The sequence below is a fragment of the Neisseria sicca genome (assembly GCF_014054945.1).
Lineage (GTDB): Bacteria > Pseudomonadota > Gammaproteobacteria > Burkholderiales > Neisseriaceae > Neisseria > Neisseria sicca.
In genome coordinates, this window is the sequence record NZ_CP059566.1 from 2,276,234 (window position 1) to 2,292,476 (window position 16,243).

Here is a 16,243-nt window from a genome sequence, read left to right on the forward strand (position 1 = left end):
GCGAAAGTATCGTCCGTTCACCCGCCACATAGCGCGATATGGTGGCACAAAGGTCGTCTGAAAAGGTTTTCAGACGACCTTTTTTAATCTTGTCTCAGCCTTGGTTGAGCGCGTAAATCTCGCCCAAATTGCGCCAGCAGCCCGCCGCGTCCATACCGTAGCCGAAGACGTAGCGGTTGGGAACATCCAGCCCGACATAATCCGCCTTGGTCGGTTTTTCCTTGTCGATCAACTTGTTGGCAAACACGGCCGCACGGCAGCTCGCCGCGCCCATTTCCAAGAGCTTGGACTGAATCGCCGACATCGTGTGTCCCTCGTCCAAAATATCGTCCAATACGACCACATGACGGCCCCGAATCTGCTCCGGGTCGGGCATCCGTTTCCAGTTGAACGCGCCGCCCGCCAGCTTGTCGCCGTAACGAGAAACATGAACATAATCAAAGTCCAACGGAAAGCGCAACAGCGGCAGCAACTGCCCCGTAAACACCACCGCCCCGCCCATTACAGGCAGCAGGAGCGGATATTTATCCCCCAAGTCGCGCGTAATCTCGTCCGCCACTTTTTGCAGCGCGGCACGGCATTGGTCTTGGTCGAACAAAAGCTCGGCATTATCAAGCATGGCTTGGGTTTCAAGGCGTTTGGTTTCTAAATCGATCATGGTAAACGGGGAAATCAGTTGGAAAAAAGGAAATTATAAACCCAAAACGGGCTGAGGTCGTCTGAAAACAGAGAAGCGGGTTTTGCCATCGCTTTCAATACACCGCCTAGCTATCAGTTGCAGTAGCAGTAGGTCGGATTCTTGAATCCGACGGCCTTTGGGATAGCAGGCTTTTGTCGGATACAAGTATCCGACCTACGGCCGGTTCGGCATTGCTGCGTAAACCAAGCTACTTATTCGGCGGATTAATCGGCAGCGTCGAGCGGGAGACTTTGACGTCGGGGCATTTTTCTTTCATCTGATAGCGGAACACTTCTGTCTTGCGTTGATTGCCGGTTTTTTCGTAATTCGTGCCCAAAATCACCTCGTCCGCCAGATTCCGTATATCGGCGTAAGGGACATAGACGGATTGGGTGGTCTCGCAATATTCGATTTCATTCGGATCTATCGGCTTGATGACCAGCAGGCGGAACTCTTCTTCGTCGCGGAAAGCAAAGTCTTTAAACAGATAGCGGATGTATTCCAAGGCTTCTTTATCGTCGTCGCTGACGGTGGATGTATTGAAAAACCCGATAAGCTCTTCCAGCGCTTCTTTTAATTTTCCCAAGCGGAACTGATGCCAGTCTTCATTGCCGACGGGTTTCAGGCGGATACCGAATTTCAGTTTTTCTTGAGGAAGAAGCCATATCCCACATTTCTTTTCAGCAATATATTCATCTTTGTAAGCGATATAAGCAACTTGATAAAGCGGCAGCTTTTCGTATTCATCATTCCAAAAACCGGCTTCCGGTAGGTCGTCTGAATCTTTCTCTAATTTTTTGGACAGGCTGCGGAACGGGACCGAAACATCCGCTTCCCTCAGCCAATCGCCGTTTTTATTGAATACCAGACAGCAGCCCGAAGCCTCCACGCCACCTTCTTTGCCATACAGGCGGAACTGGTTCAAATCGTTGACGCGGCTGGAGAAGCAGGTAAAAAAAGCATTGTGGGACGCGCCATCCGCTTTGTTTTCCAACTCCAAATCCTGCTGGTTTAGCAAGTCCAGTAGTGCCCTGCCTTCAGACGGATCGTTCATATAGGTCGAGCTGCCGAGCCGCATCGGACTGGCGGTTTCGTTGCCGCCGATGCCGAATAATTTCTGGCATACATGGGGTGAGGTGTAATGCGCCATCGGGGTGAAACCCAACTCTATCGGCGTGATATGGAGAACCGCCAACACGGTTGAAACGGCATCTTTCAGTGGTGAAGTTTCTCCCTTGAAAAGCGATTCCTGTGTCTCTTGCTTTTTCTTTTCAAAATAGGAATTCCAATCCCCATTGAGATAATCGACATCTCTTAAACTTTGATGGATTCTTTTTTCTATTCTTTTTTTTGCTTTATCACTTAATTGTGATAATTGTGTGTAAGCGGCCAAAAGATATTTACCAGCTTGTTTCTTGAAAAGTGCTTCCGCTTTATCCTTATTTTTAATTCTTTTAACCTGTCCAACATAACAACGACCAAGCCCAAATTGAGCAAATATTTGTTGCTGAATGCGACTTTGTTTATCTTCCAGTTGTCCGGCAAGTCGTAACTGTCGTTTGAAAAATGCAGCGGCTTGCTTGAACGATTTACCTGCATTGTTCATATCCTTGGCTCTTATGGCTTGTTCGAAATGACAAACGCCAAACCAAAATAGGACATTAGTTTGTTCCTCAATGCGGATTTGTATATCTTCCAATTGTTTAGCAAGTGTCCATATTTCCTCATTATATTTGACTGCTCGTCCGAATAAGCTATTTGTCTTGCCCGTATCCTTGGATCTCTTTATATGTTCGAAATAACAATGGACAAGCCAAGATTTGGCGTTGATTTGCACCTCAATGCGTTCTTGTTCATCTGTCAGTTGATCGGTAAGCCGAAGCATATTTTGGTAGTGTTCATCGGCGTCTTTTAACAATTTTTCTGCTTCATCTGTATCCTTGGTTTTCTTAGCCAGCTCAAGATAACAACAGCCAAGCAAAAGTTGGGCTAAAATTTGTTCCCTAATCTGAATGTTTTTATCAATAATTCCGGCCAAAAACTGATCTAACCTTCTAATTACTTCAGTGTATTTGCCATCATCAAATAACTTATTGCATTCAATAAAAAAATCATTCACATCCATCATTTATCCCTTTATCAAACCAATCCATTAAAAAACAATCAGGCGGAAATTGTACATGATAATAATCAATTAACTTACTCCGATACGTTGTTTACCTTCTGCCGTCATTCCCGCCCCCACCTACGCGAAGACAGGCTACGGCGGGAATTCAGGATGCGGAATTGAGGAAACCTTTTTGCCCGATAAGTTTCCGTGCGGATAGGACTGGATTCCCGCCTGCGCGGGAATGACGGGGCTAAAGGGAATGACGGGGCTAAATAAGCTGCTGTATCAAAAGTTAAATTATCCGCGATATACCAAAGCTCCCTCTTTCCCCCCAAATCAGAAAACCGATTCAGTATCCATCCATCTTTATAAAAAGGTCGTCTGAAAACCCAAAAATCCGGTTTTCAGACGACCTTCTAATCATCCGCTCTTACCTGTCCGTCCTGACCCGCACAAACGTCGCAAATTTCGGCGTGCCTTTTTGCGTGAAGCCGCGGTAGCGGTATGTGATGACCGAGCCGATTTTGGGCGGGTTGTCGCGGTCTTTGTCTTTGAAGCCGCTGCCGATGCGGAATTCGCCGTGTCGGTTTTTGCAGCCGACCGCGCCCAGCCGTCCGGCGTTGCGCCCTTTGCCTTCATAATGCCGCGTTACCGTGCATTCGTCGTCGTATTGGCTTTTGAGCTTCAATAATTGGCTGCTCCTGCCGCCGCTGTAACGCAATTCGGGTTGGCGCAGCATCACGCCTTCGCCGCCTTGCGCTTCGATTTGTTTCAAAAAATCCATCGCGTGCTGCCGGTCGCGCACTTTGGTTTGCGGGATGATGGTGATGGGCGCGTTCGGATGCGTTTTCAGCCATTGCGTTGCGACGGCGAGGCGTTGGTAGAGGTTGCCCTGCGCTTTGGGTACATCGAAAACGTGCAGGCGGATGCCGCGCCAATCGCCGGAAGACGAGCGCACGGCGGCGGAAATCTGTTCAAACTGCCCGCGCCCGCTATACAGCTCGCCGTCGAGCGGATAGGGCGGGAACTGCGCGGTAAAGCCTTTGGGCGGTGTAAACGCGTAGCCCTGCCTGCTGACCAGTTGCCGCCCGTCCCAATACGCGCGCACGCCGTCGAGCTTCTCGCTCATCGCCCAGCCCGCAATCTCTTGGTCTTTATATTCCTGCGCCAGCATCAAATCTGCGCCGAGCGCCGTTTGGATGAAAAAAGCGGCAAAAATCGGTATCATGCCTTGCATTGAAGTTCTCATAAACGTTCCAATAATGTGAGTGATTATTTCAAATATAATAATGATACCGCATAAACAGACCGAAGGTCGTCTGAAAACATCGTTTCAACGAAGTTCAAGCCCCGTCCAACCACTACCCAAGGAATCCCGCCTCATGGCACTTCAAGCCGAAATCATTGCCGTTACCCCTTTCCGCCAAAACTGCACCCTTTTGTGGGATGACGAAACCCGTGAAGCCGTCCTGACCGATGTCGGCGGCGACGTTCCCTACCTGCTGCAAGAGCTGGACGCGAAAAATCTCACCCTGACCGCCATTTGGCTGACCCACGGACACCTCGACCATGCCGGCGGCGTGGTGGAATTGCGCGAACACCGCCCCGTCCCCGTCATCGGCCCTCATGCAGACGACGGTTTCCTGCTGCAAGCCCTGCCCGAAACGACCGCCCAATACGGCTTTCCCGTTTCCCCCGCGTTCGAGCCGACCCGTTGGCTGACTGAAGGCGAAACGCTCAAGGTCGGCAGCCACGCCTTCCAAGTCCTGCACATCCCCGGCCACACGCCCGGCCACGTCGTTTTCTACTGCGCCGAAGCAGGGCTGCTCATCGCAGGCGACGTATTGTTTTACGAAACCATAGGTAGAACCGACTTCCCGCGCGGCAACCACGCCGATCTCATCCATAATATCCGCACCAAATTGTTCGTCCTGCCCGAAGACACGCGCGTCATCGCGGGACACGGCAGGATGACCGACATCGGGCATGAAAAACGGCACAATCCGTTTTTTTAAATCCTGAAAGCGAAAGGTCGTCTGAAACACGGATAAGCGTTTCAGACGACCTTTTTATAGAAAATGAGTAAAATACGATGGAATACACTTCAAAGGAAATTCGTAATATGAAAACCGCGCATGAAACATTAGCTGAGTTCATTCAAAAAATGAAAGATTATGAATTGTATTGGGGAGGGCTTACTCAAAAAAGTTTGGATGAAGGTACTTTTTTTGAAATTGATGAAGATGAAAACTGTAAAAAACAATCTGATGAAATCAAAAAAATACACCAACAATTTTTATCTAAAAAAGCTTTATCTTTAAAGCAAGCTAGACAAGAAGCCCCTGATTTTGGAATGCCACCAGAATATAACCAAACCATTACAGCCGAACGGAAAATCAGTGATAAAAAATATGAAATAGATGTGTTGAGTGAAAGAGGGGAAAAGAAAACCTATACGCTGGTTTTGGAAGGCGGGGAATGGAAAATCGATCAAATGGGTTTTATGTATTACGATAAATGGAAGAAGTCCCGCCAATTGTTTTGAATAGACGATAACTTGTCATCGGTTGGTTTAAGAATCAATACCTTGATAAAGTTGATTGAAGGGCTGGTTCCCGGAAAATTTGTTTTCTTAAAAAGGTCGTCTGAAAAGTCCAAAATCTTTTTCAGACGACCTTTGACGACTTTGACCGCGCTCAAACCTGCTGCGCTCCGCCCATGCTGCCCGATATGAAATAATTTATTTAAAAATAAAAGGATAGCCTTGTATAGTGGCTTAACTTTAAACCAGTACGGCGTTGCCTCGCCTTAGCTCAAAGAGAACGATTCTCTAAGGTGCTGAAGCACCAAGTGAATCGGTTCCGTACTATCTGTACTGTCTGCGGCTTCGTCGCCTTGTCCTGATTTAAATTTAATCCACTATATTTTGCCTGAGGTCGTCTGAAAACCTGCGCTTTGCAAACCTGTGGTTTAGGATTAGTATAACTATACCAATTTATCCCAAATCCATTTCAAATCATTCACTTCGGAGAGATTCCATGAGCTACACGGCCCCTGTAAACGAATTGCGTTTCGGCATCCGCGTGCACGGCAGGTTGGACGAAATCCTGCAACTGCCCCATGCGGAAGGTTTGGATGCGGAAACGGTGGATGCGGTGCTGGACGAGGCGGCGCGGTTTGCGTCGGAGCAATGGGCGGACACCAACCGCACCGGCGATTTGCACGGCGCGGGTTTTTCAGACGACCTGATCACCACCCATCCGGATTTGGCGCATGCCTACGATGATTTCTGCGAAGCGGGCTGGGCGGGTTTGCGCGCGCCGGCGGAGTTTGGCGGGCAGGGGCTGCCGGCGGTCGTGTCGGCGGCGTGTGAAGAGATGTGGTGCGCCGCCAACCTCGCCCTGTCGCTGATGCCGATGCTGACGCTGGGGGCGGTGGATGCGCTGTTCAAACACGGCAGCGAGGAGCAGAAACAGACCTACCTGCCGAAAATGTGCAGCGGCGAATGGGCGGGAACGATGAATTTGAGCGAACCGCAGGCGGGTTCGGATTTGAACCATATCGCCACCCGCGCCGTGCCGAAAGAAAACGGCGCGTATGCCCTCAGCGGTCAGAAAATCTTCATCACTTGGGGCGATCAGGAAATGACGGAAAACATCGTCCATCTGGTGCTCGCGCGCCTGCCCGATGCCGCGCCGGGCGTGCAGGGCGTGTCGATGTTTATCGTGCCGAAATATTTGGTGAACGCGGACGGCAGCTTGGGCGGACGCAACGGCGTGCGCGCCATCGGCATCGAACACAAGCTCGGCATACACGCCAGCCCGACCTGTACGATGGAGTTCGACAATGCCGAAGGCTATCTGGTCGGCAGGGCGGGCAAGGGTTTGGCGTATATGTTTACCATGATGAAAACCGCGCGGCTGAACGTCGGCATCGAAGGCCACGCCGTCGCCGAACGCGCCTACCAAAACGCGCTCGCCTATGCGAAAGAACGCGTGCAGGGACGCGACGAAGCGGACGGTTCAGACGACGTGGCGATTATCCGCCATCCCGACGTGCGCCGTATGTTGTTGATACAAAAGGCAACGCTCGCCGCCCAACGCGCCCTGTATCTGCGCGCCGCCGCCCTGACCGATTTTGCCGCCGCCTGCCCCGACAACGTATTGCGCAAAGAAGCGGAGCGCGAACTGGATTTCCTGATTCCCATCGTCAAGGCTTGGCCGACCGACAACGGCGTCGTCCTGACCAACCTCGCCATTCAGATTTACGGCGGCGCGGGTTACGTCGAAGAAAGCGGCGTGGCGCAATACCTGCGCGACGTGCGGATTACGCCGATTTACGAAGGCACCAACGGCATACAGGCCGCCGATTTGGCAGGGCGAAAAACCACCGGCAAAAACGGCGCGCTGCCTTTGAAGCTGCTCGCCGAAGGCAAAGGGCTGGCGGACAAACTCGCCGCAGTCGAACCCGCCGTCGCGCAGCAACTGGCGCAAGCCATTGAAACGGCGGAACAAAGCGTCGCCCGCATGGTCGGATACGCCGACCGTCCCGCCCTCGCCTCCGCCGCGTCCAACGCCTACCTGCAACAAATGGGGCTGACGCTCGGCGCCATCGGACTCGCCCGCGCCTACCTTGCCGCCGAAGCTGCCCAAACGGAAGACGCCGACGGCTTCGGCAGCGGTTTCTACGCCGCGCAGCAACACAACGCCCGCGTCTATTGCGCCCACGTCCTGCCGCAGGTTTACGCCTGCGCCGCGCAGATTGAAAACGCGCAGGCATTGCTGGATGTGCCGTTAGAACTTTATTGACGGATACGGGTTTGAAAAGAGGTCGTCTGAAATCGGATTTTGGGTTTCAGACGACCTTCTTTTGTCAGCGTTAGCGTGGATTGAAGCAGAACGCCTGAGTCGAATTGAGCCATCTGTCCGATCGGGCATTGGACGGAAATGGAAAGGAAACAGGCTTGCCGCCGCGTAAAAAGGTCGTCTGAAAACGTTTTAACGCCATTCGTTAGACGTTTTCAGACGACCTTTTATAGTGGATTAACTTTAAACCAGTACGGCGTTGCCTCGCCTTAGCTCAAAGAGAACGATTCTCTAAGGTGCTGAAGCACCAAGTGAATCGGTTCCGTACTATCTGTACTGTCTGCGGCTTCGTCGCCTTGTCCTGATTTAAAGTTAATCCACTATATTTATTCCGCCAAACCGTTCAGCCTTTCGGATAAAACCGCACCACATTTTCTCCTTCGGGCAGCGTCAGTTTCTTCACGGCATGGCCGTACACGGTTTCGAGCGTGACGGTCAGACCGCCTTCGGTTTCAAAAATCTTATCCACAAACGCATCAGCCGCTTGGGCGTCGCTGAATTTTAAGGCGTGCCATAGCCCTAAGGTTTCCATGTCCTGCCGGAACGTCGCCGCCTTGCGGTAGCTCAATTCGAGCTTGGCGGTATCGGTAACGGGGTCGTAGAAACCGTTGTCGGCAAGCATGTCGCCGAGGTCGTGCATATCGATTAAGGTCGGCGTTTCACACGTTATCCCCGCGTCTTTCAGACGACCTGTCAGCTCGGTCAGGCTGTCGCGGCCGAAATGGGTGAAGAATAATAAACCGTCTGTTTTCAAAGCGTTTGCCCAGTTTTTGAGGACGGGCAGGATTTCGTCCGCGCGGGGCAGGCTGAGGTTCGCCCACAACATATCGGCAGAGGCTTCGGGCAGCGGGTCGGTCAGGGCTTGGCAGTGTTGCGGGACGGTTTTGCCGGTGAGCTTTTGCCAAAAACCGCTTTTGCGCGCGGCTGCGGCGGTTTGGAGGAAATCGGCGCGCGGGTCGTATTCTTCGAATACAGTGTTCGGATAGCGCGCGGCAAGCAGGCTGCGGCTGATGTCCGCGTCCGCACCGACCAGCAGGATGCGTTTGGGCGCGTTGCGGACGATTTGCAGCCGCTCGTCGGTGTCTTGGGCGAGATGGCGGTGGATTTGCCAGAGTTTGTCTTGGGGGTTCATGTTTCAGACGACCTTTTTCTTCTTTTTGAAGGGTGGGTTTGCGTGCCGCCATTTAGGGTGTACAAGAATGGCGGTATGGATTTCTTTTAATTTCAATCGACTATATTAAAAAACAGCAACTGCCGCACTCGGTTATCTGCTTCTTCTTTTGTCCGGCGGAAGAGGATGGCTCTATTTTATTCCGTACATCCAAAACCACCCCCATCCTAACCTTCCCCCGCCGGACGGGGGAAGGGACAAGGCTGTCGTTGCGGCAGCGCGGCGTCGTTCCCGCCGACGGATTTCACACTCTGAAGCCTCGTCATTCTTTAAGTTTTGGATTCACACCTGAACGGAAACAGCGGCACAAGGTTTTCAGACGACCTTTTCGACAAAGCCGCGGTAACGTTCGGCAAATTCATCTGCGTGGCTTAAAAACGGGGCGTGTGCCGCTTTTTCCATCAAGACCAATTCGCTGTCCGCCAGGTGGCGGTTGAGGTATTCGCCCATGCGCGGCGGGGTGATGGCGTCTTTTTGTCCGAACACTAAAAGCGATGGGGCTTGGATGCTCGAAAGCAGGGGGCGGGCATCGGCTTGGTTGACGGCATCCAACGCGGCTTGCAGGGCGGGCGGTGCGCCGTGGCGGGAGAGGTCGGGCAGGATGTTGCCGATGATTTCGGCGGCGTTTGGTGTATGCAGCAACTGTAATTGTAGAAACTGTTTGATATGTTTGGCATAATCCTGCCGAAACGCGCCGACCATCTTGCCCAAAGCGGGATTGGACAGGCCTTCGGGGTAGTCCGCGTCGGCGGTCAGGCGGGCGAAACTTGCGGTCAGGCAGAGCGAACGGACTTTGTCGGGACGGCGTGCGGCGAGATGGAGCGCGACCAAGCCGCCGAGCGACCAACCGAGGATGTGGGCTGGTGTGTCGATTTCTTCGGCGAAGGCTTCGGCAATGGCGGCGATGTTGAAGTTTTCGGCAAAGGGCGCGTCGCCGTGTCCGGGCAGGTCGAGGGCGCGGATGTCCCAATCGGCAGGCAGGCGCGGGATGAGGTCGTCGAAGACGTGGCGGTTCGCTGCCCAGCCGTGTATCAGATAAACTTTTTTGGCGGAGTGTGGCATGGCTGTTTTCTCTATGGATGTGTTTTCTTGGTGGCGCAATGCGGGATGGCGGAACAAAAGCCGTTGCGTATTATGCCACGCCTTGGTTTCAGCGTGCGAAACCCGACCGTATGGCGGTTTTTGCGACGGCTGTGCGGCGGACTTGGAAGAATTTTTTACGGACGCGGCAAACAGTTGCCCTTTGTGTTTCCGCCCGATACAGGGCGGGGCGGTGTGCGGCGGCTGCCAGAAGAAGCCGCCGGCATTTGAGCGGATGTGGGCTTCGCTGTATTATGAGCCGCCCGTAAGCAGTATGATACGCGCGTTGAAGCATTTGGCAGACCTCGGCATGAGCCGTCCGCTGGCGGAACTGATGCGCCGCCATGCGCCCGACTGGCTGGAAACGGAGCATTTTGATTTTGTGCTGCCCGTGCCGTTGAGCAAGGAAAGGCGGCTGCATCGCGGCTTCAACCAAAGCGAGGAATTGGCGGATATTCTGTCCGAACATTACGGCTGGACGCTGTTGCCGCGACGGACGGTTTTCAGACGACATCGCGAGCCGCAAAGCACGCTGAAAAGCGCAGACAGGGTGCGCAATATAAAAAATGCTTTTGAAATCAATGGTCATATCTCGAAAAACTGTAATATTTTGTTAATCGACGATGTGTTCACCACCGGCTCGACGCTGAACGAATTGGCGCAGACGCTGAAAAAATCAGGCGCAGGCAAGATTTTTTGCTGGAGTTTGGCGCGTCCGCCAATGAAAAAATAGCTTAAAGTTTTTGACACCTACGGAACATTTCGGCATTATGCCGCTCTATAAGTGATTGATTTATATGTTTACCATAGTTTTGTACCAACCCGAAATCCCGCCCAATACGGGCAATATCATCCGATTGTGCGCCAACACCGGAGCCGATTTGCATCTGGTCAAGCCGCTCGGTTTTCCGCTGGATTCGGCAAAAATGAAACGCGCAGGTTTGGATTATCACGAGTTTGCAAAACTGACGGTACACGAGAATTTCGAAGATTGTCTCAAAGCCTTGGAAGGGCGCCGCATTTTCGCGCTGACCACCAAAGGCAAAACCCGTCCCAACGAAGTTTCCTTTGTTGAGGGCGATGTCTTTTTGTTCGGTCCCGAGACACGCGGCCTGCCCGCCGAAATCCTCGACACCCTGCCCGAAGGGCAAAAGCTGCGCCTGCCCATGAAGCCCGGCAGCCGGAGTATGAATCTTTCCAACACTGTCGCCGTGATTCTGTTTGAAGCATGGCGGCAAAACGGTTACGCAGGCGGTGTATAACATCCGCAAGGGAGTCTCCCTGAGCCGTTTGACAAAAACCAAGGCGGATACTGTTTAACAGCTTGGTTTTTGTCAAACTGCCAATACGTCGTCTGAAACCGCCTGGGAGCCATCCCGCCGCGTTATCAACTCTAGAACGGACTACGTTTTGACTTTATCTAAAACCACCCTTTTCTCCACCCTAACTGCTGTTGCAATCAGCATCCTTTCCATTCATTCCGCCTCAGCCGACTCCATCGTCCGCGCCGAGAAGCTGAGTTCCTCAGCAAACCGCAGCTACAAAGTCGCCGGCAAACGCTACACGCCGATGACCAAAGTATCCAACTTCAGCCAAACCGGCAACGCCTCATGGTACGGCAGCCAGTTCCACGGCCGTAAAACCTCCAGTGGCGAGCGTTACAATATGAACGCCCTGACCGCCGCCCACAAAACCCTCCCCATTCCCAGCTACGCCCGTGTGACCAACACCAAAAACGGTAAAAGCGTCATCGTCCGCGTCAACGACCGCGGTCCTTTCCACGGCAACCGTGTGATCGACGTGTCCAAAGCTGCCGCCCAACAATTGGGTTTCATCAACCAAGGCACGGCACATGTCAAAGTCGAGCAAATCGTTCCGGGTCAAAGCGCCCAAGCCTACAACGGCCAAGACATTTTCGTCGATTTGAAATCCTTCGGTACCGAGCGCGAAGCGCAAGCCTATATGAACCAAGCTGCGGTAAACCTTTCTTACGGCAAAATGAATCCGAAAGTTTCCATGGAGAAACGCGACTACGAATACGTCGTCAAAATGGGTCCGTTCACCTCGCAAGAACGTGCCGCCGAAGCCGAAGCCAAAGCACGCGGTCTGATTCAGGCAGCTTCGCTGTCCCTCTAAGCCGCATCCGTGTTTTCAGACGACCTGTTGCAAGACAGGTCGTTTTGTATTGAAGCTAGGTACAAAGCCGTCGTATCCTTGCCTCCTTTCCCTTATATAGTGGATTAAAATTGCAATGATACGGCGTTGCCAACGCCCTTATGTACTACCCGTAAACGGCGGGCGTTGCCGCCTTGTCTCATTTTTATTTTAATCCACTATAATTCCCCGCTTCTCAACCAAAGGAATCCCCACCATGTCCCTCCCACCTTGCCCGCAATGCCAATCCGAATACACCTACGAAGACGGCAGCCAATACATCTGCCCCGAATGCGCGTTTGAATGGACGGAAAACGACGGCGAAGCCGCCGAAGAAACCCTGAGCGTCAAAGATGCCAACGGTGCCGTGTTGCAAGACGGCGACACCGTCGTCCTGATTAAAGACCTCAAAGTCAAAGGCAGCTCCATGGTCATCAAGCAAGGCACCAAGGTAAAAGGCATACGCCTGCAAGAAGGCGACCATAATATCGGTTGCAAAATCGACGGCAGCGCGATGAATTTGAAATCAGAGTTTGTCAAAAAAGCATGATGTTGGTATAATAATTGTTGGTGGGTCGCTAGGCCGACCTGAAAACCGTTTGTAAAGCTACTTGTCTCCGTAAGGGTTGCTTTCAAACGGTTTTCGCCTTTTTCGGCAGGAGGAAATAGGCGTTGCACCAATTGACGGCAGCGCTATTTCGTCCGCCACATCAAACAAAGGTCGTCTGAAACCTGTTGTCGGTTTCAGACGACCTTTTTCATGGTTCGGCAAAATGGCTGTGTCGAATATAGTGGATTGAATTTAAATCAGGACAAGGCGACGAAGCCGCAGACAGTACAGATAGTACGGAACCGATTCACTTGGTGCTTCAGCACCTTAGAGAATCGTTCTCTTTGAGCTAAGGCAAAGCAACGCCGTACTGGTTTAAAGTTAATCCACTATAAAAACGCATCCGCAGGCATTTTGCCGTATCAGGATTTTTCGTTATCGGACTGTTGCCCGATTTGGCTTAGTCCAACAACGCGTCCACAAAAGCGCGCGCGTCAAACGGGCGCAAATCGTCTATGCCTTCGCCCACGCCAATGTAGCGGACGGGGACGGGGCGGTCGGAGGCAAGCGCGGCGAGGATGCCGCCTTTTGCCGTGCCGTCGAGTTTGGTCACAATCAGACCGGTCAGTCCTAACGCTTCGTCAAAGGCTTTGACTTGGTTGACGGCGTTTTGCCCGATGTTGGCATCGAGGACGACGATGATTTCGTGCGGCGCGTCGGGCATTGCTTTTTGCAGCACGCGCTTCACTTTTTTGATTTCTTCCATCAAATGAAGCTGCGTGGGCAGGCGGCCGGCGGTGTCGGCAAGCACGATGTCGATGCCGCGCGCTTTGGCGGCTTGGACGGCATCGAAGCAGACGGCGGCGGAATCGCCTGTGGTTTGCGAAATGACGGTAACGTTGTTGCGTTCGCCCCATGCCTGAAGCTGCTCGCGGGCGGCGGCGCGGAAGGTGTCGCCTGCGGCAAGCAGCACGGATTTGCCCTGAGCTTGGAAATATTTGGCGAGTTTGCCGATGGAAGTGGTTTTACCCGCGCCGTTGATGCCCGCCAACATGATGACGAACGGCTCTTTCGTGTCGGGCAAGACCAGCGGTTTTTCCAACGGCTTAATCAAGTCGTACAAAGCTTCTTTCAATGCGCCGCGCAACTCGTTGCCGTCTTTCAGCCCCTTGAGGCTGACGCGGTTGCGCACGTCTTTCATCAGATATTCCGTCGCTTCCATGCCCATGTCGCTGGTAATCAGCACGGTTTCCAGCTCTTCGTACAAGTCTTCGTCGATTTGCCCGCCGCCGAACACGCCCGCCAGCGATTTCGCCATTTTGTCGCGCGATTTGGTCAAACCCTGTTTCAAACGCGCCGCCCAGCCGAGTTTGGGTTCGGTTTCGGACGGTTCAGAGGTTTCAGACGACGTTGCGACGGCTGTATTTTCAAAGGCCGGTACGGAATGTTCTTCGGATGTTGTCGGCGCGGCTTCAGCTTGGGTTTCGACGGCTTCTGCGGTTTCAGACGACCCTTCGCTGACCGCTTCATGGACGTGTTCTACCGCTGCGGAAACATTTTCGGCAACGGTTTCGCTGACCGCTTCCACGCGTTCTTCCACTTTTTCGACCGTTTCAGACGACGTTTCGCCGACTGCCTCGCGGACGTGTTCGACCGTTTCGGAAACATGTTCAACCACAGTCTCGCAGATTTCTTCGGTGCGCTCTTTGGCACTTTCTACCGCCGTTTCAACTGCCGCCGTCAGCTCTTCCGCTTTTTCGCCGATGTTTTCCTGAACCGTTTCAAGCGTTTGCGAAACGGCAGCTTCAGCGTTCTCTACGGCTTCGGCGGCGGTTTCCTGAATGCGGGTTTCTTCTTGAGCTGGCGTTTCCTGTTTTTTCTTGCGGCGGAAGAAGCTGAACATTGAATTTTCCTTTTAATTTTAGAAACTTGAAATAGGGGGTATTGTAGCGTATTTTGCGCGGCAAGGTCGTCTGAAAACGTGATAATCGAATAAGGTTTGCTGACGTGTTCCGCGGATGGAAGTACAATACCCGTCTTCTCGGTTTCTGCTATTCGGAGTGCCGCATCGTCCTCAAGTGGAATAAGGTCGTTTTACTCCGTATCGTTTTGATTTTTAAAAGGTAAGCCAAAATGAAAAGAATATTTTTTACCATCCTGTTTTTGTCTACGGCTGCCTATGCCAGCCACACCTATTCATCAGACAAGTTGACTTGCACATACCAAGATTTGACCGCCCCAAACAGCCAACCGCAAACAACGGCTTGCAGCAGCCTGGCTTGGGAAAGCGCACAAGTCTATGATGAAAAACGCGGCGGCTATATCGCGGGGAACGGGGAAGAGTACAAATTGAAAAATGGAAAAACGATTGTTTTTTCGTATGAAGCCTTTATGAAAACGAAAGAATCCAACCCGACAGGCGGCAAATGGACTCATTCGACCAAACTGATGAATAACAATACTTACACCACCTCCGAGCGTACATTCAAAGGCAAAAGCTGGACCTGCTACCGCTCGGAAAAAGAAGAATTATGCGTAGATGCCCCAAGCCTTTACGCCATCTTATCGGCTGTTAATTAAATCTCCTCTGCGTTTGGCTTTGCCTAATGTCTCGATATGAAAAAAGGTCGTCTGAAACCAGATTTCCGGTTTCAGACGACCTTTTGTTTATCGCCACGCCCTCCAGCATCCATATCCTTTGCCCCGCGCTTTTGTTAACCTTTAAAGATTATAGTGGATTAACTTTAAACCAGCACGGCGTTGCCTCGCCTTGCCGTACTGTCTGCGGCTTCGTCGCCTTGTCCTGATTTAAAGTTAATCCACTATATATTCGGACGGAGGCTGACAGTTTGCCGATTCCGGATAAACCTGCCCAACCCATTGCCGTTTCCGTGCGGGCGGAAAGTGGAAAAGTCAAACAACAAAACACTATCCCCATACGGCCTTTTAAAAAAAGGTCGTCTGAAAACACGGCATATATTTTCACCGAGCAACAACCTTATCGGGAAATACGAACTTGCCGAACATCCCGTTTATGTATATGATAACGAACACCGTGCCGGTGTAGCTCAGTCGGTAGAGCAGCGCATTCGTAACGCGAAGGTCGGGGGTTCGATTCCCTTCTCCGGCACCAGATTGCATAAAGAGAGGTCGTCTGAAAACTTGTTTTTTGGGTTTTCAGACGACCTTTTTTATTACGGTGTTTGTTCAAGGCTGAGGACTCGGAAAGTGTCTTTTAGAATATCAAGAACTCCATCCATTCCATATGGACAAATATTTTTCTTATCAAGAAAATCTTTATTTATACGCTCTTGCCATGATTCTCTATCATGAAGGGTACTAACGTCAAAATGTATATTTGTAGCAAGCCGTAGGTCGGATACAAGTATCCGACATCGTAGAGTAACAGTTGTGTCGGATACAAGTATCCGACCTACGGCTGCTACGGCTGCTGCCCTGCATATTGCCGCGCCAGTCGGCCAGTTCGCCCTGTGTGGCGCGTTGCCACACGGCAAAAAAGCGTTGGCGGATGATGCCGTCGAACGCATCGGATCGGGCAAACCATTGCTGCGGCGCAGTTTCGCGAAACCAAAAATCCAATACGGCACGATAATCTGAAGACGGAGCGTTCATG

Annotated in this window: 16 protein-coding genes and 1 tRNA gene; 10 read left to right on the top strand and 7 right to left on the bottom strand. The window is 52.0% G+C overall.

The window, feature by feature from the left end:
• Positions 1-94: 94 nt before the first annotated feature.
• The 3 genes from H3L95_RS10875 to H3L95_RS10885 form a co-directional block, all read right to left on the bottom strand.
• On the bottom strand, positions 95-658 hold the full coding sequence (locus H3L95_RS10875) for a hypoxanthine-guanine phosphoribosyltransferase (protein ID WP_003755895.1): 564 nt from the start codon (positions 656-658) through the stop codon (positions 95-97).
• 229 nt (positions 659-887) lie between these two features.
• A complete protein-coding gene (locus H3L95_RS10880; protein WP_182096151.1) occupies positions 888-2,807 on the bottom strand; it encodes a sel1 repeat family protein in 1,920 nt (639 codons plus the stop codon).
• 412 nt (positions 2,808-3,219) lie between these two features.
• Positions 3,220-4,026, bottom strand: coding sequence for a DNA ligase (locus H3L95_RS10885; RefSeq protein WP_003755906.1), 807 nt, complete (start codon positions 4,024-4,026; stop codon positions 3,220-3,222).
• A gap of 145 nt (positions 4,027-4,171) precedes the next feature.
• Here H3L95_RS10885 and H3L95_RS10890 point away from each other — a divergent pair, with 145 nt between their 5' ends.
• From H3L95_RS10890 to H3L95_RS10900, 3 genes are all read left to right on the top strand, one after another.
• A complete protein-coding gene (locus tag H3L95_RS10890) occupies positions 4,172-4,804 on the top strand; it encodes an MBL fold metallo-hydrolase (RefSeq protein WP_040667935.1) in 633 nt (210 codons plus the stop codon).
• A gap of 107 nt (positions 4,805-4,911) precedes the next feature.
• Positions 4,912-5,334, top strand: a complete 423-nt coding sequence (locus H3L95_RS10895; protein WP_182096152.1) for an NTF2 fold immunity protein — start codon at positions 4,912-4,914, stop codon at positions 5,332-5,334.
• A 493-nt stretch (positions 5,335-5,827) separates the two neighbouring features.
• Positions 5,828-7,597, top strand: a complete 1,770-nt coding sequence (locus tag H3L95_RS10900) for an acyl-CoA dehydrogenase family protein (RefSeq protein ID WP_003755912.1) — start codon at positions 5,828-5,830, stop codon at positions 7,595-7,597.
• 400 nt (positions 7,598-7,997) lie between these two features.
• On the opposite strand, the gene H3L95_RS10905 is transcribed toward H3L95_RS10900, so the two are convergent.
• Both H3L95_RS10905 and bioH read right to left on the bottom strand, forming a co-directional pair.
• Positions 7,998-8,786 (bottom strand): class I SAM-dependent methyltransferase, encoded by a 789-nt coding sequence (locus H3L95_RS10905; protein WP_003755917.1) that lies wholly within the window; start codon positions 8,784-8,786, stop codon positions 7,998-8,000.
• A 354-nt stretch (positions 8,787-9,140) separates the two neighbouring features.
• Positions 9,141-9,887 carry a pimeloyl-ACP methyl ester esterase BioH gene (bioH, locus tag H3L95_RS10910; protein WP_003755919.1) on the bottom strand — a complete coding sequence of 249 codons (747 nt, stop codon included), beginning with the start codon at positions 9,885-9,887 and terminating at the stop codon, positions 9,141-9,143.
• 13 nt (positions 9,888-9,900) lie between these two features.
• On the opposite strand from bioH, the gene H3L95_RS10915 reads away from it, so the two are divergent.
• From H3L95_RS10915 to H3L95_RS10930, 4 genes are all read left to right on the top strand, one after another.
• Positions 9,901-10,638, top strand: a complete 738-nt coding sequence (locus H3L95_RS10915; RefSeq protein WP_070493550.1) for a ComFC family protein — start codon at positions 9,901-9,903, stop codon at positions 10,636-10,638.
• Positions 10,639-10,702: 64 nt separating this feature from the next.
• On the top strand, positions 10,703-11,167 hold the full coding sequence (trmL, locus tag H3L95_RS10920; protein WP_003755921.1) for a tRNA (uridine(34)/cytosine(34)/5-carboxymethylaminomethyluridine(34)-2'-O)-methyltransferase TrmL: 465 nt from the start codon (positions 10,703-10,705) through the stop codon (positions 11,165-11,167).
• A gap of 148 nt (positions 11,168-11,315) precedes the next feature.
• Complete coding sequence (locus H3L95_RS10925; RefSeq protein WP_003741901.1) at positions 11,316-12,041, top strand: septal ring lytic transglycosylase RlpA family protein; 726 nt, start codon at positions 11,316-11,318, stop codon at positions 12,039-12,041.
• 235 nt (positions 12,042-12,276) lie between these two features.
• Positions 12,277-12,609: a zinc ribbon domain-containing protein YjdM gene (locus H3L95_RS10930; protein WP_003741903.1), complete on the top strand. Its 333-nt coding sequence runs from the start codon at positions 12,277-12,279 to the stop codon at positions 12,607-12,609.
• 460 nt (positions 12,610-13,069) lie between these two features.
• Here H3L95_RS10930 and ftsY read toward each other — a convergent pair whose 3' ends face one another.
• Positions 13,070-14,512 (bottom strand): signal recognition particle-docking protein FtsY, encoded by a 1,443-nt coding sequence (gene ftsY / locus H3L95_RS10935; protein ID WP_003755930.1) that lies wholly within the window; start codon positions 14,510-14,512, stop codon positions 13,070-13,072.
• A gap of 230 nt (positions 14,513-14,742) precedes the next feature.
• Here ftsY and H3L95_RS10940 point away from each other — a divergent pair, with 230 nt between their 5' ends.
• The 3 genes from H3L95_RS10940 (at position 14,743) to H3L95_RS10950 (ending at position 15,742) form a co-directional block, all read left to right on the top strand.
• Positions 14,743-15,189 (top strand): hypothetical protein, encoded by a 447-nt coding sequence (locus H3L95_RS10940; RefSeq protein WP_003755932.1) that lies wholly within the window; start codon positions 14,743-14,745, stop codon positions 15,187-15,189.
• 26 nt (positions 15,190-15,215) lie between these two features.
• A complete protein-coding gene (locus tag H3L95_RS10945; protein WP_164907879.1) occupies positions 15,216-15,416 on the top strand; it encodes a hypothetical protein in 201 nt (66 codons plus the stop codon).
• A gap of 250 nt (positions 15,417-15,666) precedes the next feature.
• Positions 15,667-15,742, top strand: a tRNA-Thr gene (locus tag H3L95_RS10950).
• A gap of 212 nt (positions 15,743-15,954) precedes the next feature.
• Here the strand turns inward: H3L95_RS10950 and H3L95_RS10955 are convergent.
• On the bottom strand, positions 15,955-16,242 hold the full coding sequence (locus H3L95_RS10955) for a DUF924 family protein (RefSeq protein ID WP_003755935.1): 288 nt from the start codon (positions 16,240-16,242) through the stop codon (positions 15,955-15,957).
• Position 16,243: the final 1 nt, after the last annotated feature.